The organism is Pseudomonas sp. 30_B, from assembly GCF_017491605.1.
Lineage (GTDB): Bacteria > Pseudomonadota > Gammaproteobacteria > Pseudomonadales > Pseudomonadaceae > Pseudomonas.
Map to the genome: position 1 here is coordinate 93,536 of NZ_JAFGYY010000016.1, position 25,044 is coordinate 118,579.

28 protein-coding genes are annotated in these 25,044 nt (G+C 66.2%); 16 read left to right on the plus strand and 12 right to left on the minus strand.

Going from position 1 to position 25,044, the window contains the following annotated elements; genetic code table 11:
• Positions 1-2: 2 nt before the first annotated feature.
• The 4 genes from dut to J5M67_RS18375 all read left to right on the plus strand — a co-directional run bounded on the left by dut (position 3) and on the right by J5M67_RS18375 (position 4,546).
• Positions 3-458: a dUTP diphosphatase gene (gene dut, locus J5M67_RS18360; protein ID WP_207886765.1), complete on the plus strand. Its 456-nt coding sequence runs from the start codon at positions 3-5 to the stop codon at positions 456-458.
• 1,261 nt (positions 459-1,719) lie between these two features.
• On the plus strand, positions 1,720-3,111 hold the full coding sequence (gene algC / locus J5M67_RS18365; RefSeq protein ID WP_207886799.1) for a phosphomannomutase/phosphoglucomutase: 1,392 nt from the start codon (positions 1,720-1,722) through the stop codon (positions 3,109-3,111).
• Positions 3,112-3,138: 27 nt separating this feature from the next.
• Entirely contained in the window at positions 3,139-4,044 is a 906-nt protein-coding gene (gene argB / locus J5M67_RS18370) for an acetylglutamate kinase (protein WP_207886766.1), read from the plus strand.
• Between the two features lie 55 nt (positions 4,045-4,099).
• Entirely contained in the window at positions 4,100-4,546 is a 447-nt protein-coding gene (locus tag J5M67_RS18375; RefSeq protein WP_207886767.1) for a thioesterase family protein, read from the plus strand.
• Between the two features lie 10 nt (positions 4,547-4,556).
• Here J5M67_RS18375 and J5M67_RS18380 read toward each other — a convergent pair whose 3' ends face one another.
• Together J5M67_RS18380 and pyrE are read right to left on the minus strand one after the other, a co-directional pair.
• Positions 4,557-5,117, minus strand: a complete 561-nt coding sequence (locus tag J5M67_RS18380) for a DUF4124 domain-containing protein (RefSeq protein ID WP_207886800.1) — start codon at positions 5,115-5,117, stop codon at positions 4,557-4,559.
• A 73-nt stretch (positions 5,118-5,190) separates the two neighbouring features.
• Positions 5,191-5,832, minus strand: coding sequence for an orotate phosphoribosyltransferase (gene pyrE / locus J5M67_RS18385; RefSeq protein ID WP_207886768.1), 642 nt, complete (start codon positions 5,830-5,832; stop codon positions 5,191-5,193).
• Positions 5,833-5,913: 81 nt separating this feature from the next.
• On the opposite strand from pyrE, the gene J5M67_RS18390 reads away from it, so the two are divergent.
• Positions 5,914-6,693 (plus strand): exodeoxyribonuclease III, encoded by a 780-nt coding sequence (locus J5M67_RS18390; protein ID WP_207886769.1) that lies wholly within the window; start codon positions 5,914-5,916, stop codon positions 6,691-6,693.
• Positions 6,694-6,771: 78 nt separating this feature from the next.
• Here J5M67_RS18390 and J5M67_RS18395 read toward each other — a convergent pair whose 3' ends face one another.
• On the minus strand, positions 6,772-7,143 hold the full coding sequence (locus J5M67_RS18395; protein ID WP_207886770.1) for a DUF4870 domain-containing protein: 372 nt from the start codon (positions 7,141-7,143) through the stop codon (positions 6,772-6,774).
• Positions 7,144-7,192: 49 nt separating this feature from the next.
• A complete protein-coding gene (rph, locus tag J5M67_RS18400; RefSeq protein WP_207886771.1) occupies positions 7,193-7,912 on the minus strand; it encodes a ribonuclease PH in 720 nt (239 codons plus the stop codon).
• A gap of 196 nt (positions 7,913-8,108) precedes the next feature.
• On the opposite strand from rph, the gene J5M67_RS18405 reads away from it, so the two are divergent.
• From J5M67_RS18405 to J5M67_RS18430, 6 genes are all read left to right on the plus strand, one after another.
• Positions 8,109-8,972, plus strand: coding sequence for a YicC/YloC family endoribonuclease (locus J5M67_RS18405; RefSeq protein WP_207886772.1), 864 nt, complete (start codon positions 8,109-8,111; stop codon positions 8,970-8,972).
• Positions 8,973-9,024: 52 nt separating this feature from the next.
• Positions 9,025-9,636 (plus strand): guanylate kinase, encoded by a 612-nt coding sequence (gene gmk, locus J5M67_RS18410; RefSeq protein ID WP_207886773.1) that lies wholly within the window; start codon positions 9,025-9,027, stop codon positions 9,634-9,636.
• A 99-nt stretch (positions 9,637-9,735) separates the two neighbouring features.
• A complete protein-coding gene (rpoZ, locus tag J5M67_RS18415) occupies positions 9,736-10,002 on the plus strand; it encodes a DNA-directed RNA polymerase subunit omega (RefSeq protein ID WP_043256481.1) in 267 nt (88 codons plus the stop codon).
• A 60-nt stretch (positions 10,003-10,062) separates the two neighbouring features.
• Positions 10,063-12,174, plus strand: a complete 2,112-nt coding sequence (spoT, locus tag J5M67_RS18420) for a bifunctional GTP diphosphokinase/guanosine-3',5'-bis pyrophosphate 3'-pyrophosphohydrolase (RefSeq protein ID WP_207886774.1) — start codon at positions 10,063-10,065, stop codon at positions 12,172-12,174.
• A 20-nt stretch (positions 12,175-12,194) separates the two neighbouring features.
• A complete protein-coding gene (locus J5M67_RS18425; RefSeq protein WP_152227352.1) occupies positions 12,195-12,575 on the plus strand; it encodes a RidA family protein in 381 nt (126 codons plus the stop codon).
• 58 nt (positions 12,576-12,633) lie between these two features.
• Positions 12,634-13,368, plus strand: coding sequence for a hypothetical protein (locus J5M67_RS18430; protein WP_207886775.1), 735 nt, complete (start codon positions 12,634-12,636; stop codon positions 13,366-13,368).
• A gap of 161 nt (positions 13,369-13,529) precedes the next feature.
• Here J5M67_RS18430 and J5M67_RS18435 read toward each other — a convergent pair whose 3' ends face one another.
• From J5M67_RS18435 to J5M67_RS18445, 3 genes are all read right to left on the minus strand, one after another.
• The gene (locus tag J5M67_RS18435) at positions 13,530-14,153 is read right to left on the minus strand and encodes a LysE family translocator (protein WP_207886776.1); all 624 of its coding nucleotides are present in this window, start codon (positions 14,151-14,153) and stop codon (positions 13,530-13,532) included.
• 66 nt (positions 14,154-14,219) lie between these two features.
• Positions 14,220-15,020, minus strand: coding sequence for an AraC family transcriptional regulator (locus J5M67_RS18440; RefSeq protein WP_207886777.1), 801 nt, complete (start codon positions 15,018-15,020; stop codon positions 14,220-14,222).
• A 1-nt stretch (position 15,021) separates the two neighbouring features.
• Positions 15,022-15,897 carry an NAD-dependent epimerase/dehydratase family protein gene (locus J5M67_RS18445; protein WP_207886778.1) on the minus strand — a complete coding sequence of 292 codons (876 nt, stop codon included), beginning with the start codon at positions 15,895-15,897 and terminating at the stop codon, positions 15,022-15,024.
• Between the two features lie 93 nt (positions 15,898-15,990).
• Between J5M67_RS18445 and oxyR the strand changes: the two genes are divergently transcribed.
• From oxyR to J5M67_RS18460, 3 genes are all read left to right on the plus strand, one after another.
• Complete coding sequence (gene oxyR / locus J5M67_RS18450) at positions 15,991-16,923, plus strand: oxidative stress transcriptional regulator OxyR (protein ID WP_015479567.1); 933 nt, start codon at positions 15,991-15,993, stop codon at positions 16,921-16,923.
• On the plus strand, positions 16,920-18,995 hold the full coding sequence (gene recG / locus J5M67_RS18455) for an ATP-dependent DNA helicase RecG (protein ID WP_207886779.1): 2,076 nt from the start codon (positions 16,920-16,922) through the stop codon (positions 18,993-18,995). Before oxyR ends, recG begins: the two co-directional genes overlap by 4 nt.
• Positions 18,996-19,086: 91 nt before the next feature.
• The gene (locus J5M67_RS18460) at positions 19,087-20,493 is read left to right on the plus strand and encodes an aminoacyl-tRNA deacylase and HDOD domain-containing protein (protein WP_207886780.1); all 1,407 of its coding nucleotides are present in this window, start codon (positions 19,087-19,089) and stop codon (positions 20,491-20,493) included.
• Between the two features lie 59 nt (positions 20,494-20,552).
• Here the strand turns inward: J5M67_RS18460 and J5M67_RS18465 are convergent, their stop codons facing one another.
• From J5M67_RS18465 to J5M67_RS18485, 5 genes are all read right to left on the minus strand, one after another.
• Positions 20,553-20,954 carry a helicase gene (locus J5M67_RS18465; RefSeq protein WP_207886781.1) on the minus strand — a complete coding sequence of 134 codons (402 nt, stop codon included), beginning with the start codon at positions 20,952-20,954 and terminating at the stop codon, positions 20,553-20,555.
• A 135-nt stretch (positions 20,955-21,089) separates the two neighbouring features.
• Positions 21,090-21,362 (minus strand): HU family DNA-binding protein, encoded by a 273-nt coding sequence (locus J5M67_RS18470; protein ID WP_009614168.1) that lies wholly within the window; start codon positions 21,360-21,362, stop codon positions 21,090-21,092.
• 202 nt (positions 21,363-21,564) lie between these two features.
• Positions 21,565-22,719, minus strand: a complete 1,155-nt coding sequence (locus J5M67_RS18475) for an NAD(P)/FAD-dependent oxidoreductase (protein WP_207886782.1) — start codon at positions 22,717-22,719, stop codon at positions 21,565-21,567.
• A 90-nt stretch (positions 22,720-22,809) separates the two neighbouring features.
• The gene (locus J5M67_RS18480) at positions 22,810-22,977 is read right to left on the minus strand and encodes a rubredoxin (RefSeq protein ID WP_152227373.1); all 168 of its coding nucleotides are present in this window, start codon (positions 22,975-22,977) and stop codon (positions 22,810-22,812) included.
• A 194-nt stretch (positions 22,978-23,171) separates the two neighbouring features.
• Positions 23,172-23,339: a rubredoxin gene (locus tag J5M67_RS18485; protein WP_015479573.1), complete on the minus strand. Its 168-nt coding sequence runs from the start codon at positions 23,337-23,339 to the stop codon at positions 23,172-23,174.
• A gap of 208 nt (positions 23,340-23,547) precedes the next feature.
• Here J5M67_RS18485 and J5M67_RS18490 point away from each other — a divergent pair, with 208 nt between their 5' ends.
• Positions 23,548-24,102 carry a chorismate lyase gene (locus tag J5M67_RS18490; RefSeq protein WP_207886783.1) on the plus strand — a complete coding sequence of 185 codons (555 nt, stop codon included), beginning with the start codon at positions 23,548-23,550 and terminating at the stop codon, positions 24,100-24,102.
• A 26-nt stretch (positions 24,103-24,128) separates the two neighbouring features.
• A complete protein-coding gene (ubiA, locus tag J5M67_RS18495; RefSeq protein ID WP_207886784.1) occupies positions 24,129-25,019 on the plus strand; it encodes a 4-hydroxybenzoate octaprenyltransferase in 891 nt (296 codons plus the stop codon).
• The last annotated feature ends 25 nt before the right edge of the window (positions 25,020-25,044 follow it).

The following is a 25,044-nucleotide window of genomic DNA, read 5'->3' on the forward strand; positions in this document are numbered from 1 at the left end:
CAATGCACTCTCTGCAAGCCAAGATCCTCGACTCCCGCCTGGGCAACGAATTCCCGCTGCCGCAGTACGCCACCCCCGGTTCCGCCGGCCTCGACCTGCGCGCCATGCTCAAGGAGGACCTGCTCCTCGAACCGGGCCAGACCGTGCTGATCCCCACCGGACTGTCGATCTACATCGCCGATCCGGGCCTGGCCGCGATGATCCTGCCGCGTTCGGGCCTGGGCCATAAGCACGGCATCGTGCTGGGCAACCTGGTCGGCCTGATCGACTCGGACTACCAGGGCGAGCTGATGGTCTCCTGCTGGAACCGCGGCCAGACTGCTTTCAACATCGCCGTGGGCGAACGCATCGCTCAACTGGTGCTGGTGCCAGTGGTGCAGGCGCATTTCGAGCTGGTCGAGTCCTTCGACGAAACCCAGCGCGGCGCCGGCGGCTTCGGACATTCGGGCAGCCACTGATCGCTCACTTCAGGATGAATCGCCGAGGAGACGTTGCATGAAACTTTTCCAACGCACCGCCAAGGATGCAGGTGACCTGCCGGAGATCGCACCGGCAGGCAAGTCCGGCAGGCGCCTGGCCGCCGCGAAGGTCGATCTGAGGCCGCTGCTGCCGGCACTGGTGGTCGCCACTGCTGGCGTCGCCGCCGCGGGCGCCCTGCTCTGGTTCAGCCTGTTCGGCAGCGCCGAACAGGTGCATCGCCAGCAACTGGCCAGCGCCTGGTCGGAAAACCAGGCCGGCGCCCTGCGCCAGGCGCTGAATCAGCTGGCCGCCGACAATCGCACCGTTGCCGGCAACCCGGAACTGCTGCCGACACTGCAGAGCAACGACCCCACCCGCATCGCCGCGCTGGAGAAATCCCTCGCGCAATGGCACATGGATGGCCTGGTGGACGTCCACCTGAACGCCAACGGCCAGGCCGTGCAGGACACGCAACGGCCCGGCCCGCTCAACTATGCGGCGCTGGACATGCTGCACCGCGTCGAGGCCGGCCAGGTCGTCACCCCGGAGGCCTACAAGGTCGGCCAGCGCTGGCTGCTGTACAGCGCCACCGCGCTGCGCGCCGCGGACAATTCGATCCAGGGCAGCCTGCTGCTGGTACTCGACCTGCAACGCCTGCTGGGGGCACTGCCGTCGATGCCCGTCGATGTCGGCCAATTGCAGCTGGCCCAGCAGTTCGGCAATTCGCCGGCGCAGATGCTGCTGCAATCCGGCCAGGCCGCCAACGCTCCGGCGCAACCACTGGGCAGTGGCAATCCGAACTGGAAACTCAGCTTCACCCCGGGGCCGGCACTGGTCGCCCCGCTGTATTCCCCCGTACTGCTGGGCCTGGCCGCCCTGCTCGCGCTGGCCGGCTCGCTGCTCGGCGCCTATCTGGCGCAGAGCGGTTTGCAGCGCCGGGTGAACAAGGATGCCCAGATCCTCGGCCAGTTCGCTCAGGAACTCGCCGGCGGCCGCATTGCCAAAGCTCCTGAGCTGAGCCTTGCAAGCCTGCAGGCGGTGGCTCAGGCGCTGGCCCGCCAACCACGCCGCAAGGCCGAAACCCCCGGTGCCAGCAGCCCCGACGCACCCGCCCAGGCGGCCCCCATGGCTACCCCGGCGCGCGCCCCGGCTGCCACCGAGACGCCATTGGTCGATCCGCTGTTCCAGAATTCCGACACGCTGGATATCGACATACTTGATGAAGACCAGGATCTCCTGGGATTGGAGCAAACCACCGCTATGAGCACGCCAAAAGCCCCGCAACTGCCCGCCAGCATCTTCCGCGCCTACGACATCCGCGGCGTTGTCGGTGACACCCTGACCGCCGAGACCGCCTACTGGGTGGGTCGTGCCATCGGCTCCGAGAGCCTGGCGCGCGGCGAACCGAACGTCAGCGTCGGCCGCGACGGCCGCCTGTCCGGCCCCGAGCTGGTGCAGCAACTGATCCAGGGCCTGCTCGATTGCGGCTGCAACGTCACCGACATCGGCATGGTGCCGACCCCGGTGCTGTACTACGCGGCCAACGTGCTGGAAGGCAAGTCGGGCGTGATGCTCACCGGCAGCCACAACCCGCCGAACTACAACGGCTTCAAGATCGTCGTCGCCGGAGAAACCCTGGCCAACGAACAGATCCAGGCCCTGCGCGAGCGCATCGAGAACAACGACCTGGCCACCGGCGTGGGCAGCGTGCAGCAACTCGACATCCTGCCGCGCTACTTCCAGCAGATCCGCGACGACATCGCCGTCGCCCGTCCGCTGAAGGTCGTGGTGGACTGCGGCAACGGCGTGGCCGGCGTGATCGCCCCGCAGCTGATCGAAGCCCTGGGCTGCACCGTGATCCCGCTGTACTGCGACGTCGACGGCACCTTCCCCAACCACCACCCGGACCCGGGCAAGCCCGAGAACCTGGAAGACCTGATCGCCAAGGTGAAAGAGACCGGCGCCGATATCGGCCTGGCCTTCGACGGCGACGGCGACCGCGTGGGCGTGGTGACCAATGAAGGCACCATCATCTATCCGGACCGCCTGCTGATGCTGTTCGCCAAGGACGTGGTCTCCCGCAACCCGGGCGCCGACATCATCTTCGACGTGAAATGCACCCGTCGCCTGATCTCCCTGATCAGCGGCTACGGCGGTCGTCCGGTGATGTGGAAGACCGGCCACTCGCTGATCAAGAAGAAGATGAAGGAAACCGGCGCCCTGCTCGCCGGCGAGATGAGCGGCCACATCTTCTTCAAGGAACGCTGGTACGGCTTCGACGACGGCATCTACAGCGCCGCTCGACTGCTGGAAATCATCAGCCTGGACAAGCGCGACGCCGAGCGCGTCTTCTCCGCGTTCCCGCTGGACATCTCCACCCCGGAAATCAACATCACCGTCACCGACGAGGGCAAGTTCGCCCTGATCGAGGCGCTGCAGGCCCGCGGCCAGTGGGGCGAAGCCAACCTCACCACCCTCGACGGCGTGCGTGTGGATTATCCCAAAGGCTGGGGCCTGGTTCGCGCGTCCAACACCACGCCGGTGCTGGTCCTGCGTTTCGAGGCGGACTCCCAGGACGAACTGGAACGCATCAAGGAAGTGTTCCGTACCCAGCTGAAAGCGGTCGACCCCGCCCTCAGCCTGCCCTTCTGACCCTGTAGCACTTAGCCGGAGCCCACCATGACCCAGAGCCGCGATGACGCCGCCCAGGTTGCCCGCGTCCTTGCCGAAGCCCTGCCCTATATCCGCCGGTTCGTCGGCAAGACGCTGGTGATCAAGTACGGCGGCAACGCCATGGAAACGGACGAGCTGAAGAACAGCTTCGCCCGCGATGTGGTGCTGATGAAGGCCGTCGGCATCAACCCCGTGGTGGTTCATGGTGGCGGGCCGCAGATCGGCGACCTGCTCAAGCGCCTGTCGATCGAGAGCCACTTCATCGATGGCATGCGCGTCACCGACGCGCAGACCATGGACGTGGTGGAGATGGTTCTCGGCGGCCAGGTGAACAAGGACATCGTCAACCTGATCAACCGTCATGGCGGCAGCGCCATCGGCCTGACCGGCAAGGACGCCGAGCTGATCCGCGCGAAGAAGCTCACCGTCACTCGCCAGACCCCGGAGATGACCACGCCGGAAATCATCGACATCGGCCATGTGGGCGAAGTGGTGAGCGTCAACACCGACCTGCTGAACATGCTGGTGCAGGGCGACTTCATCCCGGTGATCGCGCCGATCGGCGTGGGCGCCAACGGCGAGTCCTACAACATCAACGCCGACCTGGTGGCCGGCAAGGTGGCCGAGGCGCTGAAGGCCGAGAAGCTGATGCTGCTCACCAACATCGCCGGCCTGATGGACAAGCAGGGCGAGGTGCTCACCGGCCTGACCACCGAGCAGGTCAACGAGCTGATCGCCGACGGCACCATCTACGGCGGCATGCTGCCGAAGATCCGCTGCGCCCTGGAAGCGGTCCAGGGCGGGGTGACCAGCGCGCACATCATCGATGGACGCGTGCCCAACGCCGTGCTGCTGGAGATCTTCACCGACAGCGGCGTCGGCACCCTTATCACCAACCGCAGGAAGCACTGATCAAGACACCCGCCAGGAGCGATCCTCGCGGGTGTTTTTTTGCCTGGAGTTTTGTATGGCTACCTCTCCCGTCGCCCGCAACGATTTCAGCTTCTTCCATGGCCTGCGCGTGCGCTGGTCGGAGGTCGACCCACAGGGAATCGTCTTCAACGGCAATTACCTGACCTACGCCGACGTCGCCACCACCGAGTACTACCGCCACCTGGGCGTAAGCTACCCGGCCGACCTGCTGCGCGGCGGCGGTGATCTGTTCGCGGTGAAAACCACCCTGGAGTACCTGGCGCCGGCGCACTTCGACGACTGGCTGGAGCTGGGCGTGCGGGTGAGCCGCCTGGGCCGCAGCAGCCTGACCTTCCAGGTGGGAATCTGGTGCGACGAGCGCTTGCTGACGCTGGGGGAACTGATCTACGCCTATGCCGGCGAGGACCGCACCAGCCAACCCTTGCCGGACTGGCTGCGCGGGAAGATCAACGAATTCGAAAGGCGTACGCCGGAGCAGTGAACCGCCGGGCTCAGCGCGACGTGCCGAGCAGTTGCGCCACGCGCGCGCGGTCGGCCGCGAAGCTCGACATGGCACGCTCACGCAGTTGCTTGTAGCGGTCGAGGTCCTGGTCCAGGCGCTTCGCTTCATCGCGCAGGTTGGATAGCTGGGCTTCCAGGTCAGCCGGCACCTGGCGGCCGGCGCGCTCCTGGTCGGCAGCCCGGGCCTGCAAGGCGGCCTGCTGGTTCTTGAGCGCCTGCAGATTACCCTTGGTCACGCCACTCAGGGCGTCCAGCTCCGTCAGCTTGCGGTCTCGCGCAAGATCCACGTCGTTCACGCTGGTGTACAGGCGCAGCAGCTGCGCATCGGAACTGGCCTGCGCGGCATCGGCCTTGCGTTGCGCGATCTCGGCGGGCGTCGGCGCCGGGGGCACCACGCGGACCACGCGCCCCTGGTCGTTGAGCACCTCGTAACCCTTGCCGATGAACTCCGAGGGCACACCCTGCCGGTCGATGACGATCCCGCCCTTGTCATCGATGTAGCGGTACATCTCCTTCGAATCTCCGGCGGCCAGCGCCTGACCAGCGAGCATGGCCCCCAGAAGTCCGATCAATATCCTGTAGCTGAACGCACCCTGCTCGGCCATGCCTGACACCTTGTTGCGGTTAGATACCGTACTGCGCGCGATACGCCTCGACAGCAGCCAGGTGCTGTTTCAGCTGCGCATCACCAGCAAGATATTCCAGCACTTGCTCCAGCGACACAATGCTGACGACCGGGATCGAAAAGTCGCGTTCGACCTCCTGGATCGCCGACAGCTCGCCCTTGCCGCGTTCCTGACGGTTCAGCGCGATCAGTACGCCGGCCGCCTGGGCGCCCTGCGCATCGATGATCTGCATGACTTCGCGGATGGCGGTGCCGGCGGTGATCACGTCGTCGATGATCAGCGCGCGGCCGGTCAGCGGCGCACCAACCAACGTGCCGCCTTCGCCATGGTCCTTGGCTTCCTTGCGGTTGAAGCACCAGGGCAGGTCGCGGCCATGCTGTTCGGCCAGCGCAATGGCGGTGGCGGCCGCCAGCGGGATGCCTTTATAGGCCGGGCCGAACAGCACATCGAAGGAGATGCCACTGTCGACCACCGCGCTGGCGTAGAAACGTCCCAGCTGGGCCAGCGCCACGCCTGTGTTGAACAGGCCTGCGTTGAAGAAATAGGGACTGGTGCGCCCGGATTTGAGGGTGAATTCGCCGAAGCGCAGTACGCCGCGCTCGATGGCGAAGCGGATGAAATCGCGTTGATATGGCTGCATGGGAGAGAACCGGCCGGTATGAATTTAGCTAAACCGTTTGAGCTCGGGTATCATACACACACGTGATTTTGGGGGCCATTTATGCGGATCATCAGTGTGAACGTGAATGGTATTCAGGCTGCAGCCGAGCGTGGATTGCTCAGTTGGCTGCAAGCCCAGAATGCCGACGTGATCTGCTTGCAGGATACCCGCGCCTCCGCTTTCGATCTGGATGACCCATCCTACCAACTGGATGGCTACTTCCTGTACGCCTGCGATGCCGAAGTGCCCAGTCAGGGTGGCGTCGCAATCTATAGCCGTCTGCAACCCAAGGCCGTCATAAGCGGGCTGGGTTTCGAGATGGCCGATCGTTACGGGCGCTACCTGCAAGCCGATTTCGATAAGGTGAGTATTGCCACTCTCCTGCTGCCTACCGGGCAGGAAGGGGACGAGAACCTGAACCACAAGTTCAAGTTCATGGACGATTTCGCCCAGTACCTGAACAAGCAGCGCCGCAAGCGCCGCGAATACATCTATTGCGGCTCGCTCTACGTCGCGCACCAGAAGCTGGATGTGAAGAACTGGCGCGAATGCCAGCAGATGCCCGGCTTCATGGCACCGGAGCGCGGCTGGATGGATGAAGTGTTCGGCACCATGGGCTATGTCGACGCCCTGCGCGAGGTCAATCGCGAAGGTGACCAGTACAGCTGGTGGCCGGACAGCGAACAGGCCGAGATGCTCAACCTGGGCTGGCGCTTCGACTATCAGATCCTCACGCCGGGTCTGCGCCGCTTCGTGCGCGGTGCCAAGCTGCCGCGTCAGCCGCGCTTCTCCCAGCATGCGCCGCTGATCGTGGACTACGACTGGGCGCTCAGTATCTGACACCCCTCTCGTAAGCTGCATTGAGTGCAGCCAGAAAAAAGCCGGCTTCGAGCCGGCTTTTTCATGTCCGCAGGGCGGCTACTTGATCGGCCGCCAGGTGAAGGGATAGCGGTACTCCACCCCTTCATTGGCCTTGATCCCGGCGATGATGGTCAGCACCAGCGCACCGACGCTGACCAGCCCCAGCAGGAAGAAGCCGACCACTACCAGCATCAGCAGGCAACTGACCACGACTGCCAGGCTGACGGTGATCTGGAAGTTCATCGCTTCCTTGCCCTGCCGGTCCACGAAGGGGTCCGACTCACGCTTGATCTGCCAGACGATCAGCGGCCCGATCAGGTTGCCGAAGGGAAAGACGAGGCAGAGGAAGGCGGCAAAATGGCAGAACATCGCCCATTGCCGGGCTTCGCGGCCCGGCTCGCTGTGTTGCACCGGCATTTCGTCGCTCATCCTCTCGCTCCTTGCAGTTGAAGACCGGGCGGGGTCGCCGTTCGTCGGCTCAGTCGGCCAGTGCGGCGCGCTGCAGCTCGAACAGCTCGCGCAGGCCCTGCTGCGCCAGTTCCAGCATGGCATTCAGCTCGGCCGGCTGGAAGGGTACGCCCTCGGCGGTGCCCTGGACTTCGATGAAACCGCCGGCATCGGTCATGACCACGTTCAGGTCGGTCTCGGCGGCGGAGTCTTCCAGATAGTCCAGGTCCAACACCGGCTCGCCCTGGTACATGCCCACGGACACGGCGGCGACCATCTGCTTGAGCGGATTGCCCTTGAGCGCGCCGCGCTTCTTCAGCACGGCCAGCGCGTCGATCAGCGCCACGGTGGCGCCGGTGATCGAGGCGGTGCGGGTGCCGCCATCGGCCTGGATCACGTCGCAGTCGATGTACAGGGTGTTCTCGCCCAGCTTGGTCAGGTCCAGCGCGGCGCGCAGGGAACGGCCGATCAGGCGCTGGATCTCCAGGGTGCGGCCACCCTGCTTGCCGCGCGCGGCTTCACGCTGGTTACGCTCGCCGGTGGAGCGCGGCAGCATGCCGTATTCGGCGGTCAGCCAGCCCTGGCCCTGGCCCTTGAGGAAGCGCGGCACACCGGATTCGGCGCTGACGGTGCAGATCACCTTGGTATCGCCGAACTCGACCAGCACGGAGCCCTCGGCGTGCTTGGTGTAATGGCGGGTGATACGGATCGGGCGCAGTTGGTCGGCGACGCGGCCACTGGGACGGTTCATGGAGGCATCCTGTACAGAGTTGCTGGCGGGGGAATGACCGCCATTATAGAGGCCAGCGGACGGACGCAACCACCGCCGGCGTGCGGCGGCGCGCCGCGCTGGGGTACAATTGCCGGTTTCCGACGACCTGTCGGCCCATTTTCTTCGGACTGCGAGCCTCGGATTCCCAGTCACGAACAGCCTGCGAGGTAACCCCATGGTGCACAGCATGACCGCCTTCGCCCGCGTCGAGCGGGCCGGTACCCATGGGACCCTCAGCTGGGAGCTGCGCTCGGTCAACCATCGCTACCTCGAGCCGAACCTGCGCCTGCCCGAGGCCTTCCGCGACCTCGAAGGCACGGTACGCGAAGCCCTGCGCCAGGGCCTGTCGCGCGGCAAGGTCGAGTGCACCCTGCGTTTCGTCGAGGAGAACGCCAGCAAGACGCTGCAGGTGGACCGCGAACGCGCCGCCCAGCTGGTCGCCGCCGCCGAGACCGTTGCCGGCCTGATCCAGCAGCCCGCCCCGCTCGACCCGCTGGCCGTGCTGGCCTGGCCGGGCGTGCTGGTGGCCGACGTCGCCGATCCGCAGGCGCTCAACGCCGCCGCCATCGCCGCCTTCAACCAAGCCCTCGACGAGCTCAAGGCCGGCCGCGCCCGCGAAGGTGCGGAACTGGCGAAGATCATCGACGAACGCCTGGCATCGATGCTGGAAGAAGTCGTCAACCTGCGCCAGCTGGTGCCGGAGATGCTGGCCAACCAGCGGCAGAAGATCCTCGACCGCTTCCTCGAAATGAAGGCCGAACTCGACCCGCAGCGCCTGGAGCAGGAAATGGTCCTGCTGGCGCAGAAGAGCGACGTCGCCGAAGAGCTCGACCGCCTGACCACCCACGTCACCGAAGTGCGCCGCGTGCTCAAGGCCGGCGGTGCCGCCGGTCGACGCCTGGACTTCCTGATGCAGGAACTCAACCGCGAGGCCAATACGCTGGGCTCGAAGGCGTTCGACCCGCGCTCCACCCAGGCCGCGGTCAACCTCAAGGTGCTGATCGAGCAGATGCGCGAACAGGTCCAGAATATCGAGTAAACCGGGGGTCTCCCGGCTACCCAACCGTCAACCGCAACTCCAGGAAAGCGCCATGTCCGGCACTCTGTACATCGTTTCCGCCCCGTCCGGCGCCGGCAAGACCAGCCTGGTCAAGGCGCTGCTCGACGCCATGCCCGCCGTGCGCGTCTCCGTCTCCCACACCACCCGCGGCATGCGCCCGGGCGAAGTGGACGGGGTGAACTACCACTTCGTCGGCCGCGACACCTTCACCGCCATGCTCGAGCGCGACGAGTTCCTCGAGCACGCGGAAGTCTTCGGCAACCTCTACGGCACCTCGCAGCGCTGGGTGGAAAAGACCCTGAAGGAAGGTCTCGACCTGATCCTCGAGATCGACTGGCAGGGCGCGCAGCAGGTGCGCCGGCTGATGCCCCAGGCGCAGTCGATCTTCATCCTGCCGCCGAGCCAGGAGGCCCTGCGTCAGCGCCTGACCAACCGTGGCCAGGACACCGACGAGGTAATCGAGCGACGCATGCAGGAAGCCGTCAGCGAGATGAGCCACTACGTCGAGTACGATCACCTGGTGATCAACGACGACTTCGCCCATGCGCTGGAAGACCTCAAGGCGATCTTCCGCGCCCGCCAGCTGCGCCAGGACGCCCAGCAGCAGCGGCACACCGAACTGCTGCAACGATTGCTGGCCTGAACGGGAAGCGCGAAGGCTCTTCCATAAAGATTGGCGATTTTTTAGACTATTCAGTCCGCCCGGTATTTCCGGGCATCCATTTTCGTAACGAGGAACACCATGGCCCGCGTCACCGTTGAAGACTGCCTGGACAACGTCGATAACCGTTTCGAGCTGGTCATGCTCGCCACCAAGCGCGCTCGCCAGCTGGCCACCGGCGGCAAGGAGCCGAAGGTAGCCTGGGAAAACGACAAGCCCACCGTCGTCGCTCTGCGCGAGATCGCCTCGGGCCTGGTGGACGCTGAAATCGTTCAGCAGGAGGACGTGGTTGAAGAAGAGCCGCTGTTCGCTGCATTCGAAGACGAGGCCAACAACGAGGCCCTGTAAGTCGATGTCGGGCCGACGAAAAGGCGCGCCGCGACAGACTGCTCGGCAGGGGGTGAACCCATGCCGGGCATAGATGCATTCGCCGACCGACTGTCGAGCTATCTGGGCCCGGACCAGGTCAACCTGGTCCGCCGCGCCTATTACTACGCCGAGCAGGCCCATGACGGGCAGCGCCGCCGCAGCGGCGAGGCCTACGTCACCCATCCGCTCGCCGTCGCCAACATCCTCGCCGACATGCACATGGACCATCAGAGCCTGATGGCGGCCATGCTGCACGACGTGATCGAGGACACCGGCATCGCCAAGGAAGCGCTCACCGCGCAGTTCGGCGAGACCGTCTCGGAACTCGTGGACGGGGTCAGCAAGCTGACCCAGATGAACTTCGAGTCCAAGGCCGAGGCGCAGGCCGAGAACTTCCAGAAGATGGCCATGGCCATGGCGCGCGACATCCGCGTGATCCTGGTCAAGCTGGCCGACCGCCTGCACAACATGCGCACCCTGGAAGTGCTGTCGGGCGAGAAGCGCCGCCGCATCGCCAAGGAAACCCTGGAAATCTACGCCCCCATCGCCAACCGGCTGGGCATGCACAGCATGCGCGTGGAATTCGAGGACCTGGGCTTCAAGGCCATGCACCCGATGCGCTCCGAGCGCATCCGCCAGGCGGTGAAGAAGGCCCGCGGCAACCGCCGCGAGATCGTCGGCAAGATCCAGGAGTCGCTGGTCAACTGCCTCGCCCGCGAAGGCATGGAAGGCCAGGTCCTGGGCCGCGAGAAGCACCTGTTCAGCATCTATAAGAAGATGCGCGGCAAGCGCAAGGCGTTCAACGAGATCATGGACGTCTACGCCTTCCGCATCATCGTCGACAAAGTCGACACCTGCTACCGCGTGCTCGGCGCCGTGCACAACCTGTACAAGCCGTTCCCCGGTCGCTTCAAGGATTACATCGCGATTCCCAAGGCCAACGGCTACCAGTCGTTGCACACCACGCTGTTCGGCATGCACGGCGTGCCCATCGAAATCCAGATCCGCACCCGCGAGATGGAGGAGATGGCCAACCACGGGATCGCCGCGCACTGGCTGTACAAGTCCAGTGAAGAGGAAGCCCAGAAGGGCACGCACGCCCGCGCCCGCCAGTGGGTGAAGGGCATCCTCGAACTGCAGCAACGCGCCGGCAACTCGCTGGAGTTCATCGAGAACGTGAAGATCGACCTGTTCCCGGACGAGGTCTACGTCTTCACGCCCAAGGGCCGCATCATGGAGTTGCCCAAGGGCTCCACGGCGGTCGACTTCGCCTATGCGGTACACACCGACGTCGGCAACAGCTGCATCGCCTGCCGCATCAACCGCCGCCTGGCGCCGCTGTCCGAACCGCTGCAGAGCGGCGCGACGGTGGAGATCGTCACCGCTCCGGGCACCCGGCCGAACCCGGCCTGGCTCAACTTCGTGGTCACCGGCAAGGCGCGCACGCACATCCGCCACGCGCTCAAGCTGCAGCGCCGTTCCGAGTCGATCAACCTCGGCGAGCGCCTGCTGAACAAGACCCTCGCCGGCTTCGACAGCCACCTGGAGAAGATTCCGCAGGAACGCATCCAGGGCGTGCTCAACGAGTACCGCATGGAGGTCTTCGAGGACCTGCTGGAAGAGATCGGCCTGGGCAACCGCATGGCCTATGTGGTCGCGCGTCGCCTGCTGTCCAGCGAGGGCGAGAGCGCCACGCCGAGCAGCGAAGGGCCGCTGGCGATCCGCGGGACCGAGGGCCTGGTGCTCAGCTACGCCAAGTGCTGCACGCCGATCCCGGGCGACCCGATCGTCGGCCACCTGTCCGCCGGCAAGGGCATGGTGGTGCACCTGGAAAGCTGCAAGAACATCAGCGAGATTCGCCACAACCCGGAAAAATGCATCCAGCTCAGCTGGGCCAAGGATGTCACCGGGGAGTTCAACGTCGAACTGCGCGTCGAACTGGAGCACCAGCGCGGCCTGATCGCCCTGCTCGCCACCAGCGTCAACGCCGCCGACGGCAACATCGAAAAGATCAGCATGGACGAACGCGATGGTCGCATCAGCGTGGTCCAGCTGGTCGTCAGCGTGCACGACCGCGTGCACCTGGCCCGCGTCATCAAGAAGCTGCGCGCGCTCAAGGGCGTGATTCGCATCACCCGCATGCGCAGCTGATCCCACCCTAAGGAGTCGACATGACCAAGACCGTTATCCACACCGACAAAGCCCCGGCCGCCATCGGCACCTACTCCCAGGCGATCAAGGCTGGCAACACCGTGTATGTCTCCGGTCAGATCCCGCTGAACCCGCAGACCATGGAACTGGTCGAGGGCTTCGAAGAGCAGACCGTCCAGGTCTTCGAGAACCTGAAAGCGGTGATCGAGGCGTCCGGCGGCTACCTGCACGACGTGGCCAAGCTGAACATCTTCCTCACCGACCTGTCGCACTTCGCCAAGGTCAACGAGATCATGGGCAAGTACTTCACCCAGCCCTACCCGGCCCGCGCCGCCATCGGCGTTGCCGCCCTGCCGAAGGGTGCCCAGGTCGAGATGGACGCCATCGTCGTCCTGGAATAAGCCGTACCTCCCGAACGGGGCCTTCAGGGCCCCGTTCTTTTGTCTGCAAGGAGCAAACATGCGTCGCGCCCTGATCCTGAGCGCCCTGATCGGCCTGCTCACCGGCTGCGCCGGCACCCCTTCCGACCCTTCCGGCGTCTGGGTCAACCAGGCTGCCATCGATGCCGCCGGCAAGGGCGGCAAGCTGCGCGAAGCGCTGCTGGCCTACGGTCCGAACCTGGAATGGAAGCTGGACACCAAGGCCAGCCAGGCCATATTCAGCAACGGCTTCGAGCTGGGTGAAGGCCAGCTGACCGCCGAGGACCCCAAGCATTACCGCGTCGACTTCTACGGCAGCAACCAGGAAAGCCTGGAGCTGGACGGCAAGGAGCTGGTGCAGGTGGGCAGCGACAACTGGCCCGAGCAGCGTTTCGTCCGCCCGAAGCAGCAGCCCGCCGCCCAGAGCCCGGCCGGCAGCACCTTCCAGACCGCGCTGTACGAGGCCTATCTCAAGGGCACCTGGATCATCGAGGAAGGCCAGGGCAAGGGCAGCGAAGTGAAGTTCCTGCCCAACGGCAGCCTCGAAGGCATGCCCGGCGCCGACCGCTATGCCTTGTGCCTGGCCGGCGACTGCGCGGCCATGAGCGGCGACAACGACAGCATCTGGCTGCAACAGGGGCAGCAGGGTCGCGAGTACCTGTTCGAGCGCGATGGCGACAGGCTTGAGCTGTTCGAAGCGGTGAACCGCGCCCAGGCCGATGAAATGCCCAGCTACGAACCCGGCAACAAGGTCTGGACGCTGGAACGCGACTGATCCGCACGAGCGGGCAGACTCTGTGCCTGCTTACGATCTCGCGAGCTAGCGCTGGAGTAGGCGGAAAGCGCCCGAAGAGCGGAGTTTACGGCTGTAAATGAGCATCTGAGGGCACTTTCCAACGCCCTCCAGCCGACGCGCAGCAGATCGTATGCAGGTGCTCAGCGCAGCCCGCTCCATAGCAACCAACTACCCAGCGCCAGCAACAAGCCGCCGCACAGGCGGTCCAGCGCCGTCACCCGGCGCTTCAGCCAGCCGCGCCAGCGCGGTCGATCCAACAGGCGCACCAGCAACATATCCCACAGCAGCACCACCGCCCCCATCCACAGCACGCAGACACCCAGCGCCCAAACGGGCAGATGGAACTGGCCGAGCACGCCGAACAGCCCGGTGTAGAAGATCGGTAGCTTAGGATTCAGGCTGCTGGCCAGAAAGCCCTCGCGCACGCCGCGCAGGAAACCTCCGGCCCTGTGACCGCCCATCTGCGTGGGAATCTCCAGCTCGCGCCGCGCCAATATGGCCTGCGCGCCGAGCCAGACGAAGTACGCACCGCCCACCAGCTGCACCATCCGCAGCCCGTGGCTTGCCACGTCCGGCAACAGGCCAAGGACGAACAGTACCAGCAGCATGCTCGCCAGATTGGCCAGGGCGATGCCCGCCGCGCAGCCGTCGGCATGGCGGCGACCACGCAGCAGCGCGGCACGGATCAGCAGGAAGAAATCCGGCCCCGGTGACAGCAGGGCGGCGAAGTGGGTGCTGGCGACCAGCGCGAAGGCGGCGAACATGGCGATCTCCCGAATGCGGCGTCGCGCAGTCTGGAAGGGCCGGCCTCGGGCAGTCTTGGAAGAAACTCAGGTACGCGTGGCGCGCAGGAAGCGTCCCGGCGTGACACCGGTGAAGCGGCGGAAGGTGCCGGAGAAATGCGCCTGGTCGTAGAATCCCAGCGCCAGCGCGACCTCCAGCGACTTCTCGCCGGCCACCAGCAGGCGCTTGGCCTCGCGGATGCGCCGTTGCAGCAGGTAGGTATGCGGCGGCACGCCATAGGCATTGCGGAAGGCTTCGATCAGATGGCGCGGGTGGCGTTGCAGCAGAGCAGCCAGCTCTTCGAGGCTCACGGCCTCGCGGTAATGCGCTTCCAGGTAGTCGCGCAGTTTCGCGGTGACGCCGCCGTCGCGGGCTGCCGACGCAGTCGGCCGCATACCGCCGTGGCGGACGAACACCAGCTCCAGCAGCGCCAGCAATTCGCTTTCCAGCGCCAGCGCATCGTTGCGCTCGAACTCCGTGGCCACACGCCGCAGCGCCTCCGCCACCTGCCCGTCGTCGTGCGGATTGAGCGCCTGGAAGCCGCGCGGCAACTGCTTGCGGCCGAGCAGCGGGAGCAGGCGCGATTCCTCGATGTAGAGCATCCGATAGACCAGCCGCTCGGACTCGGCATTGCCGGTATGCGGCTCCTCCGGGTTCATCAGCGACAGGGTGCCGGCGGGCAGCACGTGGTGCGCGCCGCGGCACTGATAGCCTCCGGCGCCATGAAGGATGGCGCCGATGGCGAAGGCATCGTGGCTGTGACGGCCGAACGGCTGCCCGGAGAAGTCCGCGTGGAACAACTCCACCCCCGGCAACCAGGGGCGCGCCAGCAGCCGGTTGGCGTCCATCTCAGTCGTCTTTACCGGCGAGGATCGCCGCGTAGCCTTCGCGGAAGCTCGGGTAGCGCGGTGCCCAGCCCAGCGCGCGGGCGCGGGCGCGGGCGTTGCTGCAGCGCTTGCTGCCGGCGCGGCGCACGCTCTGTTCGTCGGACCAGTGGGTGACGCCTAACTGCTCGCGCAGCCAGCCGACGACCTCATGCAGTGCCGCCGGTTCGTTGTCGGCGCCGAGGTAGCACGCCTCCAGCGCCACGCCGCTGCGGTCGGCTTCCAGCAGCGCGGCCAGCAGTCCGGCGGCGTCTTCGGCATGGATGCGGTTGGTGTAGAGCGGCGGCTCGCTGGCCACCCGGTAGCCCTCGCGAACCTGCTTGAGCAGCCACTCACGGCCGGGGCCGTAGATGCCGGTCAGGCGCACCACGCTGGCGGGAATGCCGCTCTCCAGCGCCAGGCGCTCGGCTTCGAGCATCACGCTGCCGGAGTAGCTCTGCGCTTCGGCCGGGGAAGTCTCGTCGATCCACTCGCCATCGCGCTGGGCGTACACGCCGCTGCTGGAAACGAACAGCAGGCGCCTGGGCACCTGCCCGCGCTGTTGCAGCCAGCCGAGGGTGTTGCGCAGGCCGTCGACATAGGCGGCGCGATAACCCGCCTCGTCGTGCTGGGTCGCGGCGGCGCAGAACACCAGGTAATCCAGCTTGCCCACCGGCCAGGTGTCCGGGCATTCGAGCTGTGCCAGATCGCCGGACACCGGCAGCACCTCGAAGGGCAGCGCGGCGATGTTGCGGCGCAGGCCATGGACGCGCCAGTCGCGCGCGGCCAGCTGGCGTCCCAGACGGCTGCCGACGTCGCCGCAACCGACGATCATCAGGCTCGGGAAGGTGCTCGTACTCATGCTTGGCTCCGTGAATCGGGCCTGCGAGTTTAGCGCGGTTGGTTCGCAGCGGTGCAGCCGCTATGCTTGGGCCACCTCAACGGATTCAGTGCCATGACCCTTACCGAACTGCGCTATATCGTCACGCTTGCCCAGGAGCAACATTTCGGCCGCGCCGCCGAGCGCTGCCACGTCAGCCAGCCGACCCTGTCGGTGGGCGTGAAGAAGCTGGAAGACGAGCTCGGCGTGCTGATCTTCGAGCGCAGCAAGAGCGCCGTGCGCCTGACCCCGGTCGGCGAAGGCATCGTCGCGCAGGCGCAGAAGGTGCTGGAGCAGGCCCAGGGCATCCGCGAACTGGCCCAGGCCGGCAAGAACCAGCTGACCTCGCCGCTGAAGGTCGGCGCCATCTATACCATCGGCCCATACCTGTTCCCGCACCTGATTCCGCAGCTGCACCGGGTCGCCCCGCAGATGCCGCTGTACATCGAGGAAAACTTCACCCACATCCTGCGCGACAAGCTGCGCACCGGCGAGCTGGACGCGATCATCATCGCCCTGCCGTTCCAGGAAGCCGACGTGCTGACCCTGCCGCTGTTCGACGAGCCGTTCTATGTGCTGATGCCCGCCGACCACGCCTGGACGGCGAAGCCGAGCATCGATGCCGAACTGCTCAACGACAAGAGCCTGCTGCTGCTCGGTGAGGGCCACTGCTTCCGCGACCAGGTGCTGGAAGCCTGCCCGACCACCCGCAAGGGCGACGAGAACAAGCACACCACGGTGGAGTCCAGCTCGCTGGAAACCATCCGCCACATGGTCGCCTCGGGCCTTGGCGTGTCCGTGCTGCCCTTCTCCGCCGTGGACAGCCACCACTACGCGCCGGGCGTGATCGAGGTCCGCCCGTTCACCGCACCGGTCCCCTTCCGCACCGTCGCCATCGCCTGGCGCGCCAGCTTCCCGCGGCCGCGCGCCATCGAGGTGCTGGCCGACTCGATCCGCCTGTGCTCGGTCGCCAAGCCGACCGTCAAGGGTGAAGCCGAGCCGGCATGACCGATCTGTCGAACGTCCCGGTCACCGCGCTCAAGGGCGTGGGCGCCGCGCTGGAGGAGAAGCTGGCGAAGGTCGGCCTGGAGAACCTCCAGGACATCCTCTTCCACCTGCCGCTGCGCTACCAGGACCGCACCCGCATCACCCCCATCGGCGCCCTGCGCCCGGGGCAGGATGCCGTGGTCGAAGGCGTGGTCTCCGGCGCCGACGTGGTGATGGGCAAGCGCCGCAGCCTGCTGGTGCGCCTGCAGGACGGCACCGGCACCCTGAGCCTGCGCTTCTACCACTTCAGCCAGGCGCAGAAGGAAAACCTCAAGCGCGGCACGCACCTGCGCTGCTACGGCGAAGCGCGCCCGGGCGCTTCGGGCCTGGAGATCTACCACCCGGAATACCGCTCGCTCACCGATGCCGCCGCCGCGCCGGTGGAGCAGACGCTGACGCCGATCTACCCGACCACCGAAGGCCTCACCCAGCAGCGCCTGCGCCAGCTCAGCGAGCAGACCCTGGCGCGCCTGGGCCCGTCGAGCCTGCCGGACTGGCTGCCGGCGGAACTGGCCCGCGACTACCGCCTCGGCCCGCTGGACGAAGCCATCCGCTACCTGCACCGGCCACCGCCGGACGCCGACCTGGAAGAGCTCGCCGAGGGCCGCCACTGGGCCCAGCACCGCCTCGCCTTCGAGGAACTGCTGACCCACCAGCTGTCGCTGCAACGCCTGCGCGAAAGCGTACGCTCCCAGGCCGCGCCGCAGCTGCCGCCAGCCAGGCGCCTGCCGCCGCTGTACCTGAAGAACCTCGGCTTCAAGCCCACCGGCGCCCAGCAGCGTGTCGGCGCGGAGATCGCCTATGACCTTGCCCAGCCCGAACCCATGCTGCGCCTGGTGCAGGGCGACGTCGGCGCGGGCAAGACCGTGGTCGCCGCCCTCGCCGCCCTGCAGGCACTGGAAGCCGGCTACCAGGTGGCACTGATGGCGCCGACCGAAATCCTCGCCGAACAGCACTTCCTCAATTTCACCAAATGGCTGCAGCCGCTGGGCATCGAAGTCGCCTGGCTGGCCGGCAAGCTCAAGGGCAAGGCCCGCGCCAGTGCGCTGGAGCAGATCGCCAGCGGCGTACCGATGATCGTCGGCACCCACGCGCTGTTCCAGGACGAAGTGAAGTTCAAGCGCCTGGCCCTGGTGATCATCGACGAACAGCACCGCTTCGGCGTGCAGCAGCGCCTCGCCCTGCGCCAGAAAGGCGTGGATGGCCGGCTCTGCCCGCACCAGTTGATCATGACCGCCACGCCCATCCCGCGAACCCTGGCGATGAGCGCCTACGCCGACCTGGACACCTCGATCCTCGATGAGCTACCGCCCGGCCGTACCCCGGTGAACACCGTGCTGGTGGCCGACAGCCGCCGCATCGAAGTGATCGAACGGGTGCGCGCCGCCTGCCAGGAAGGCCGCCAGGCCTACTGGGTGTGCACGCTGATCGAGGAATCCGAGGAACTGACCTGCCAGGCCGCGGAAACCACCTACGAGGAACTCTCCTCGGCGCTGGGCGAGCTGCGCGTGGGCCTGATCCACGGGCGCATGAAGCCGGCGGACAAGGCCGTAGTCATGGAAGCCTTCAAGGAAGGCATGCTGCAACTGCTGGTCGCCACCACCGTGATCGAAGTGGGCGTGGACGTACCCAACGCCAGCCTGATGATCATCGAGAACCCCGAGCGCCTGGGCCTGGCCCAGTTGCACCAGCTGCGCGGCCGCGTCGGCCGGGGCAGCGCAGCGAGCCACTGCGTGCTGCTCTACCATCCGCCGCTGTCGCAGATCGGCCGCGAACGCCTGGGGATCATGCGCGAGACCTGCGACGGCTTCGTCATCGCCGAGAAGGACCTGGAGCTGCGCGGCCCCGGCGAAATGCTCGGCACCCGCCAGACCGGCCTGCTGCAATTCAAGGTCGCCGACCTGATGCGCGACGCCGACCTGTTGCCGGCGGTACGCGATGCCGCGCAAGCCCTGCTGGCCCACTGGCCGCAATCGGTCAGCCCCTTGCTGGCACGCTGGCTGCGCCATGGACAGCAATACGGGCAAGTGTGACGCAGATCACTCTCGCCGGTCGGCTGACTGACCGGTCACGCTGACTGGCTGGTTATACTCCGACCCAGCCGTTGATAACCGGATCACATTCATGAGCGACGCCGCACGCGCCACTTCCGCCTCCTCGCAGGCCCCCGAGGTCATCCTGCAGCTGCTCGACAAGCTGGGGGTGGCCTATCGCGAGGTCAGCGACGTCACTTCCCTGCCCAGCGCCCGCCGCATCCAGGCCAGCCTGCTGGAAGACGCCGTCGGCACACTGCTGGTGCTGTTCCCGCAGAGCCAGTTGCTCGACCTCAATCGCCTGGCCGAGCTGACCGGTCGCAAGCTGGTGGCGGTCAAGCCCGAACGCATGGAGCGCATGCTCGGCAAGCACCAGCTTGGCCGGCTGCCAGCCCTGCCGCCGCTGACCAGCTCGCCCTGCCTGTATGACGAGCGCCTGCTGCAGGAGCCGCAACTGCTGGTCGAGTCCGGCACCGCCGGCGTCCTGCTGGAGATCGCCACCCCGGCCTTCCGTGGCCTGCTGGAGAAAGCCAGCGCCGCGCGCTTCGGCGTGCCGCTGGAAGCCATCCGGCCGAACCTCGACCGCCCGGACGACGACCGCGCCGAAATCACCCAGGCGGTGCAGGCCTTCACCGCCCGCCGCATCCAGCAGCGCCTCGAGGAAACCATCGAGATTCCGCCGCTGCCGGAAACCGCACAGAAGATCATCAAGCTGCGCGTCGACCCCAACGCCACGGTGGACGACATCACCGGCGTGGTGGAGACCGACCCGGCGCTGGCCGCCCAGGTGGTCAGCTGGGCCGCCTCGCCCTACTACGCCGCACCCGGCAAGATCCGCTCGGTGGAGGACGCCATCGTCCGCGTGCTGGGCTTCGACCTGGTGATCAACCTCGCCCTCGGCCTGGCCCTGGGCAAGACCCTGGCCCTGCCCAAGGACCAGCCGCAGCAGGCCACGCCCTACTGGCACCAGGCGATCTACACCGCCGCGGTGATCGAGGGCCTGACCCGCGCCATCCCGCGCACCGAGCGCCCGGAAGCCGGCTTGACCTACCTGGGCGGCCTGCTCCACAGCATCGGCTACCTGGTGCTGGCGCACATCTTCCCGCCGCACTTCTCGCTGATCTGCCGGCACCTGGAAGTGAACCCGCACGTCGAGCACAACCTGGTCGAGCAGCACCTGCTGGGCATCACCCGCGAGCAGATCGGCGCCTGGCTGATGCGCACCTGGGATATGCCCGAAGAGATCTACACCGCACTGCGCTTCCAGCACGATCCGTCCTACGCCGGTGACTGCTCGGCCTACGCCAACCTGGTGTGCCTGGCGACCCGCCTGCTGCGCAACCACGGCATCGGCAGCGGCCCGGAGACCGAGATTCCGCAGGACTTGCTGGATCGCCTGGATATCCCGCGCGAAAAGGCTGAAGACGCCGTGCGCAAGGTACTAGACGCCGAAGCCGCGCTGCGTGAGCTGGCCAGCCAGTTCAACACGCCGCACTGACACCTGCGCCAAAACGAAAAAAGGCCCCGACGGGGCCTTTTTTCATGGTGCGAAGTGGCTCAGGCGGCCTTCTTCTCGCTGGCCGGCGCTGCCTTCTTCTTCGGCTTGAGGTACTTCACCAGGCCCTGGAACCAGATCACCAGGCCCGGGTTGCCCTGGATCTGGATGTCCTTGTTCTGGATGCCCTGCATGAACGCCAGCTGCGGGTTCTTCGCGGTCATGGTGGCGAAGCCGTAGGCGCCGTCCTTGAAGCCGAGCGCGAAAGCCGGCTGCGGATGGGTACCGCGGCGCGCGCTGACCTTGAGGTCCTTGACGATGTAGTGGCGGGCGACCTTGCCGTCGAGGGTGTGCAGCTGGAACACCAGGTCCTTGCCTTCCAGTTGCTTCTGGAACGCCGGATTCTCCCGGCTGGCCTTGGCCATCATGCGCCCGAGCATCCACAGCAAAAGACGAAATTTCATGCACAAACCTCGATGTTCGAGACAAAAGTCTGCGCATTGTAGTCACTTCAAAAAGAGACTACATCCGATCTTTTGATGGGTTTATGTAACCGGAGGGGGCAACCCGGAGCCGCTCTGGCTCCGGGTTCCGGGCGATCAGTTGACCGCGTCTTTCAGGGCCTTGCCCGGCTTGAAGGCAACGGTATTGCTGGCTTTGATCTTTACCGGCTGGCCGGTTTGCGGATTCTTGCCGGTACGGGCGCCACGGTGGCGCTGGATGAAGGTGCCAAAACCGACAAGGGTAACGCTGTCCTTGCGATTGAGTGCGCCAGTGATTTCATCCAGCAGCGCGTTCAGCACCTTGTTGGCTTGTTCTTTGGTGAGGTCGGCCTTTTCGGCGATGGCGGCGGCCAGTTCTGGTTTACGCATAGATATAGATGCCTCTTTGACGGTTTGTTGTTGTTTTGTCCGTGCTGTCTTCCCAACAGCGCCCAAGGCACCGCAGGCTTGCCGTACAGGCTCTAGGCTGCGGCAGACGGGGGGAGAATGGCACGCCGCAGGCGGGCGCGCCAGTATCGTCCGACAATTTAAGAGCACATTCCCACAGTAAAACCGTCACCCCAGAGGGCTTTTACGCCAGCAGGGCCGGCAACTCCTTGTTAAGCGAGAGCTTTTCGCCAACGGCCGCGCCGGTGAGCGCGTAACCGAGCAATCGACCGGCGGTATCCCGGTACAGCACCTTGAGGTCCGCGCCAGAGCCTTCCACCCGCCATTCTCCCTCGCTGCCACGGGGCGGCGGCGAGACCACCAGCGGGCACACCGGCGTCTTCACGGTGACCGGCATCGGGCCGTAGGCCACGCGGGTCGGATTGCCTGCCAGGGTCTGCGCCAGCGCACGCGCACAGGACATCAGCGGCATCACGTAGAGCAGGTTCAGGCCATCGACTTCGGCGCAATCGCCCAGGGCGTAGATGTTGGCGTGGGAGGTGCGCAGCTCGCGGTCGACCATCACGCCACGATTGACGTCCAGCCCCGCCGCGGCGGCCAGGTCGATGCGCGGGCGCAGGCCCACGGCGGAAACCACCAGATCGCAGGCGATCACGCTGCCGTCGGACAGGTGCGCTTCCAGCGCCTCGCCGGCGCGCACCAGGCGGTTCAGCACCGGGCCTAAGTGGAAGCGTACGCCGAGGCCTTCCAGCCCCCGCTGCACGGCCTGCGCCGCGGCCGGGTGGAGCAGGCCGGGCATGACCTGCTCGCAGGGCGCCACTACGTCGAGCTGGTAACCGCCACTGGAGAGGTCATTGGCGAACTCGCAACCGATCAGTCCGGCCCCCAGCAGCAGCACGCGGCGCTTGCCGGCCGCCGCGCTGCGGAAGCGGGCGTAGTCTTCCAGGTCGTTGATCGGGAAGATCAGGTCCTGGGCGTCGCCTTCCACCGGCACGCGAATGGTATCCGCGCCCCAGGCCAGCACCAGGTCGCGGTAGTGGATTTCCTCTTCGCCGATCCACAGGCGCCGGTGGCCCGGATCGATACCGGTGACGCGAGTGTGGGTGAGGATGCGCGCCTTGAGCTGGTCGGCCATGGCACCCGGTTCGGCCATGGCCAGGCCGTCGGCGTCCTTGTCCTTGGAGAAGCCGGTGGAGAGCATCGGCTTGGAATAGGAGCGGCCGTCGTCGGCGGTGATCAGCAGCAGCGGCGTCTCGCTGTCGAGCTTGCGCCACTCGCGCGCCAGGTTGTAGCCGGCCAGGCCTGTCCCGATGATCACCAGCGGTGCGTTGTCGCTCATTGCTCTCTCCACCTCAAAAAGACGCCACTTCGTAAAGACGGCACGGCGGCCATCGGGCCGTCGCGTGAAACTCATTCGGTCGGGGAACGATCAAGAAATTGCGATCATCTCGAAATCGATCTTGCCCGTGCCGCAGTCGGGGCACACCCAGTCGGCGGGGATGTCTTCCCAGCGGGTACCCGGCGGGATGCCCTCGTCCGGCAGCCCCAGCGCCTCGTCATAGATGAAGCCACAGATCACGCATTGCCATTTGCGCATCGGCCAAGCCCTCCTGCGATCGCCTGGTGAAGCTAACGGATTTGTGCGCACCGGCCAACGGCGCGCGCGCCGCCGGGCTTCGTCAGCAGGGCCAACCCCGGCGTTTTCCAGTCTACGCCGTCAAACACGGCCTTGCCGGGCCACAAACGCCGACGGCGGCCCGAAGGCCGCCGTCGCGGGTGAACCGGGCGGGATCAGCCGATTTCGATCATCTCGAAATCCAGCTTGCCGACGCCGCAGTCCGGGCACAGCCAGTCTTCCGGCACGTCTTCCCAGCGGGTTCCGGCAGCGATGCCTTCTTCCGGCCACCCTTTGGTTTCGTCATAGATCAGGCCACACACCACACACTGCCACTTCTTCATCGGCTATCACCCTCGTGTTCTTGTCGCTTGGACGTCAGTGCATCCAATGCCCCGCTTTGTACTGGCGATGAGATCGGCGCGCAAGTACCGACCGACCGGCCAAACCTTTGGTGGGGTATGGCGTAACGCTGTCTTGCGGAGAACGCAATCGGCCGCGCAAAGCCGCCATGTTAAGCTGCCGCGTCCCTGGCCATCCGCAGTCATCACCGTGCCCGACGCAGCCCTGACCCACCCGCCCCGCTGGCTCACCGCCGCCCAGTTGCATCCCGCGCCTTCCGCCCTGATCCTGGACTGGCTGTTCGACGAGGGCTCGCTGACGCGCCGGCTGACCGCACTCTCCGACGGGGGGTTCGCCGTACAGCCGCTGGCCGAGGGCTGGCACCGGATGCGCACCGACGAGTGCGCCGCCCTGGGCGTCCCCGATGGCAGCCTGGGCTGGGTCCGCGAGGTGTACCTGAAGGGCCACGGCCAGCCCTGGGTGTTCGCCCGCAGCGTCGCCGCGCGCCATGCGCTGGAAGGTTCCGGCTTCGATCTGCGCCTGCTCGGCAGCCGTTCCCTGGGCGAGTTGCTGTTCAGCGACCGCGCCTTCCAGCGCGGCCCCATCGAAGTATGCCGTTACCCGGCCGCCTGCCTGCCCGCCGACGTGCGCGTCGAGCGCCCCTGGGGGCGCCGCTCGCTGTTCAGCCGCGATGGCCTCGGCGTGCTGGTCGCCGAAGTATTCCTGCCCACGCTCTGGCACCGGCTGGAAGAACAGTCCGTATAATCCCCGGATCGTTTCCGGAGGCCGCCATGTTCGTCGCCCTGATCAAACCCCTCGCCCGCCTGCATCCCCGCGCCTGGGACTTCCTCCAGCTGACGCGCATGGACAAGCCGATCGGCATCTACCTGCTGCTGTGGCCCACGCTGTGGGCGCTGTGGATGGCCAGCGGTGGCGTACCCAGCGTGAAGAACCTGGTGATCTTCGTCGTCGGCACCGTGCTGATGCGTGCCGCCGGCTGCGTGATCAACGACTTCGCCGACCGCAAACTGGACGGCCACGTCGAGCGCACCAAAGCGCGCCCGCTGGCCACCGGCAAGATCACCGTGCGCGAGGCCTGGATCACCTTCTTCGTGCTGCTGGGGCTGAGCTTCCTGCTGGTCCTGTGCACCAACGCACAGACCATCTGGCTGTCCTTCGGCGGCGCAGCCATCGCGGCGCTCTACCCCTTCATGAAGCGCTACACCTACTACCCGCAGGTGGTGCTGGGCGCGGCCTTCTCCTGGGGCATCCCGATGGCCTTCACCGCGGCGAGCGAAACCCTGCCGGCGGCGGCCTGGCTGCTGTTCTTCGCCAATGTGCTGTGGACAGTCGCCTACGACACCTACTACGCGATGACCGATCGCGAGGACGACCTGAAGATGGGCATGAAGTCCACGGCGATCCTCTTCGGCGATGCCGACCGGGCGATCAACCTGACCCTGCAGGGCCTGATGCTCCTGCTGCTGATCCTCGCCGGCAACAAGCTGGACATGTACCTGTACTACTACCTGGGCCTGGCCGTTGCGGCAGGCTGCTTCGCCTGGCAGTTCCATTCCACCCGCGATCGCGAGCCGATGAAGTGCTTCAAGGCCTTCCTGCACAACCACTGGGCGGGGCTGGCGATCTTCCTCGGTACGGTGCTGGATTACGCGTTGCGCTGACTTTGTAGGAGCGAGCTTGCTCGCG

What these genes read in the sequence shown, in the direction of transcription:
- oxyR (WP_015479567.1), top strand. Translation starts at nt 15,991, where the DNA reads ATGACCCTTACCGAACTGCGCTATATCGTCACGCTTGCCCAGGAGCAA.
- J5M67_RS18430 (WP_207886775.1), top strand. Translation starts at nt 12,634, where the DNA reads ATGCGTCGCGCCCTGATCCTGAGCGCCCTGATCGGCCTGCTCACCGGC.
- J5M67_RS18390 (WP_207886769.1), top strand. Translation starts at nt 5,914, where the DNA reads ATGCGGATCATCAGTGTGAACGTGAATGGTATTCAGGCTGCAGCCGAG.
- pyrE (WP_207886768.1), bottom strand. Translation starts at nt 5,832, where the DNA reads ATGCAGCCATATCAACGCGATTTCATCCGCTTCGCCATCGAGCGCGGC.
- J5M67_RS18435 (WP_207886776.1), bottom strand. Translation starts at nt 14,153, where the DNA reads ATGTTCGCCGCCTTCGCGCTGGTCGCCAGCACCCACTTCGCCGCCCTG.
- recG (WP_207886779.1), top strand. Translation starts at nt 16,920, where the DNA reads ATGACCGATCTGTCGAACGTCCCGGTCACCGCGCTCAAGGGCGTGGGC.
- J5M67_RS18445 (WP_207886778.1), bottom strand. Translation starts at nt 15,897, where the DNA reads ATGAGTACGAGCACCTTCCCGAGCCTGATGATCGTCGGTTGCGGCGAC.
- J5M67_RS18465 (WP_207886781.1), bottom strand. Translation starts at nt 20,954, where the DNA reads ATGAAATTTCGTCTTTTGCTGTGGATGCTCGGGCGCATGATGGCCAAG.
- J5M67_RS18470 (WP_009614168.1), bottom strand. Translation starts at nt 21,362, where the DNA reads ATGCGTAAACCAGAACTGGCCGCCGCCATCGCCGAAAAGGCCGACCTC.
- J5M67_RS18475 (WP_207886782.1), bottom strand. Translation starts at nt 22,719, where the DNA reads ATGAGCGACAACGCACCGCTGGTGATCATCGGGACAGGCCTGGCCGGC.
- J5M67_RS18460 (WP_207886780.1), top strand. Translation starts at nt 19,087, where the DNA reads ATGAGCGACGCCGCACGCGCCACTTCCGCCTCCTCGCAGGCCCCCGAG.
- J5M67_RS18485 (WP_015479573.1), bottom strand. Translation starts at nt 23,339, where the DNA reads ATGAAGAAGTGGCAGTGTGTGGTGTGTGGCCTGATCTATGACGAAACC.
- J5M67_RS18375 (WP_207886767.1), top strand. Translation starts at nt 4,100, where the DNA reads ATGGCTACCTCTCCCGTCGCCCGCAACGATTTCAGCTTCTTCCATGGC.
- J5M67_RS18425 (WP_152227352.1), top strand. Translation starts at nt 12,195, where the DNA reads ATGACCAAGACCGTTATCCACACCGACAAAGCCCCGGCCGCCATCGGC.
- spoT (WP_207886774.1), top strand. Translation starts at nt 10,063, where the DNA reads ATGCCGGGCATAGATGCATTCGCCGACCGACTGTCGAGCTATCTGGGC.
- J5M67_RS18395 (WP_207886770.1), bottom strand. Translation starts at nt 7,143, where the DNA reads ATGAGCGACGAAATGCCGGTGCAACACAGCGAGCCGGGCCGCGAAGCC.
- rph (WP_207886771.1), bottom strand. Translation starts at nt 7,912, where the DNA reads ATGAACCGTCCCAGTGGCCGCGTCGCCGACCAACTGCGCCCGATCCGT.
- gmk (WP_207886773.1), top strand. Translation starts at nt 9,025, where the DNA reads ATGTCCGGCACTCTGTACATCGTTTCCGCCCCGTCCGGCGCCGGCAAG.
- dut (WP_207886765.1), top strand. Translation starts at nt 3, where the DNA reads ATGCACTCTCTGCAAGCCAAGATCCTCGACTCCCGCCTGGGCAACGAA.
- algC (WP_207886799.1), top strand. Translation starts at nt 1,720, where the DNA reads ATGAGCACGCCAAAAGCCCCGCAACTGCCCGCCAGCATCTTCCGCGCC.
- J5M67_RS18405 (WP_207886772.1), top strand. Translation starts at nt 8,109, where the DNA reads ATGGTGCACAGCATGACCGCCTTCGCCCGCGTCGAGCGGGCCGGTACC.
- argB (WP_207886766.1), top strand. Translation starts at nt 3,139, where the DNA reads ATGACCCAGAGCCGCGATGACGCCGCCCAGGTTGCCCGCGTCCTTGCC.
- J5M67_RS18380 (WP_207886800.1), bottom strand. Translation starts at nt 5,117, where the DNA reads ATGCTCGCTGGTCAGGCGCTGGCCGCCGGAGATTCGAAGGAGATGTAC.
- J5M67_RS18440 (WP_207886777.1), bottom strand. Translation starts at nt 15,020, where the DNA reads ATGGACGCCAACCGGCTGCTGGCGCGCCCCTGGTTGCCGGGGGTGGAG.
- J5M67_RS18480 (WP_152227373.1), bottom strand. Translation starts at nt 22,977, where the DNA reads ATGCGCAAATGGCAATGCGTGATCTGTGGCTTCATCTATGACGAGGCG.
- rpoZ (WP_043256481.1), top strand. Translation starts at nt 9,736, where the DNA reads ATGGCCCGCGTCACCGTTGAAGACTGCCTGGACAACGTCGATAACCGT.
- ubiA (WP_207886784.1), top strand. Translation starts at nt 24,129, where the DNA reads ATGTTCGTCGCCCTGATCAAACCCCTCGCCCGCCTGCATCCCCGCGCC.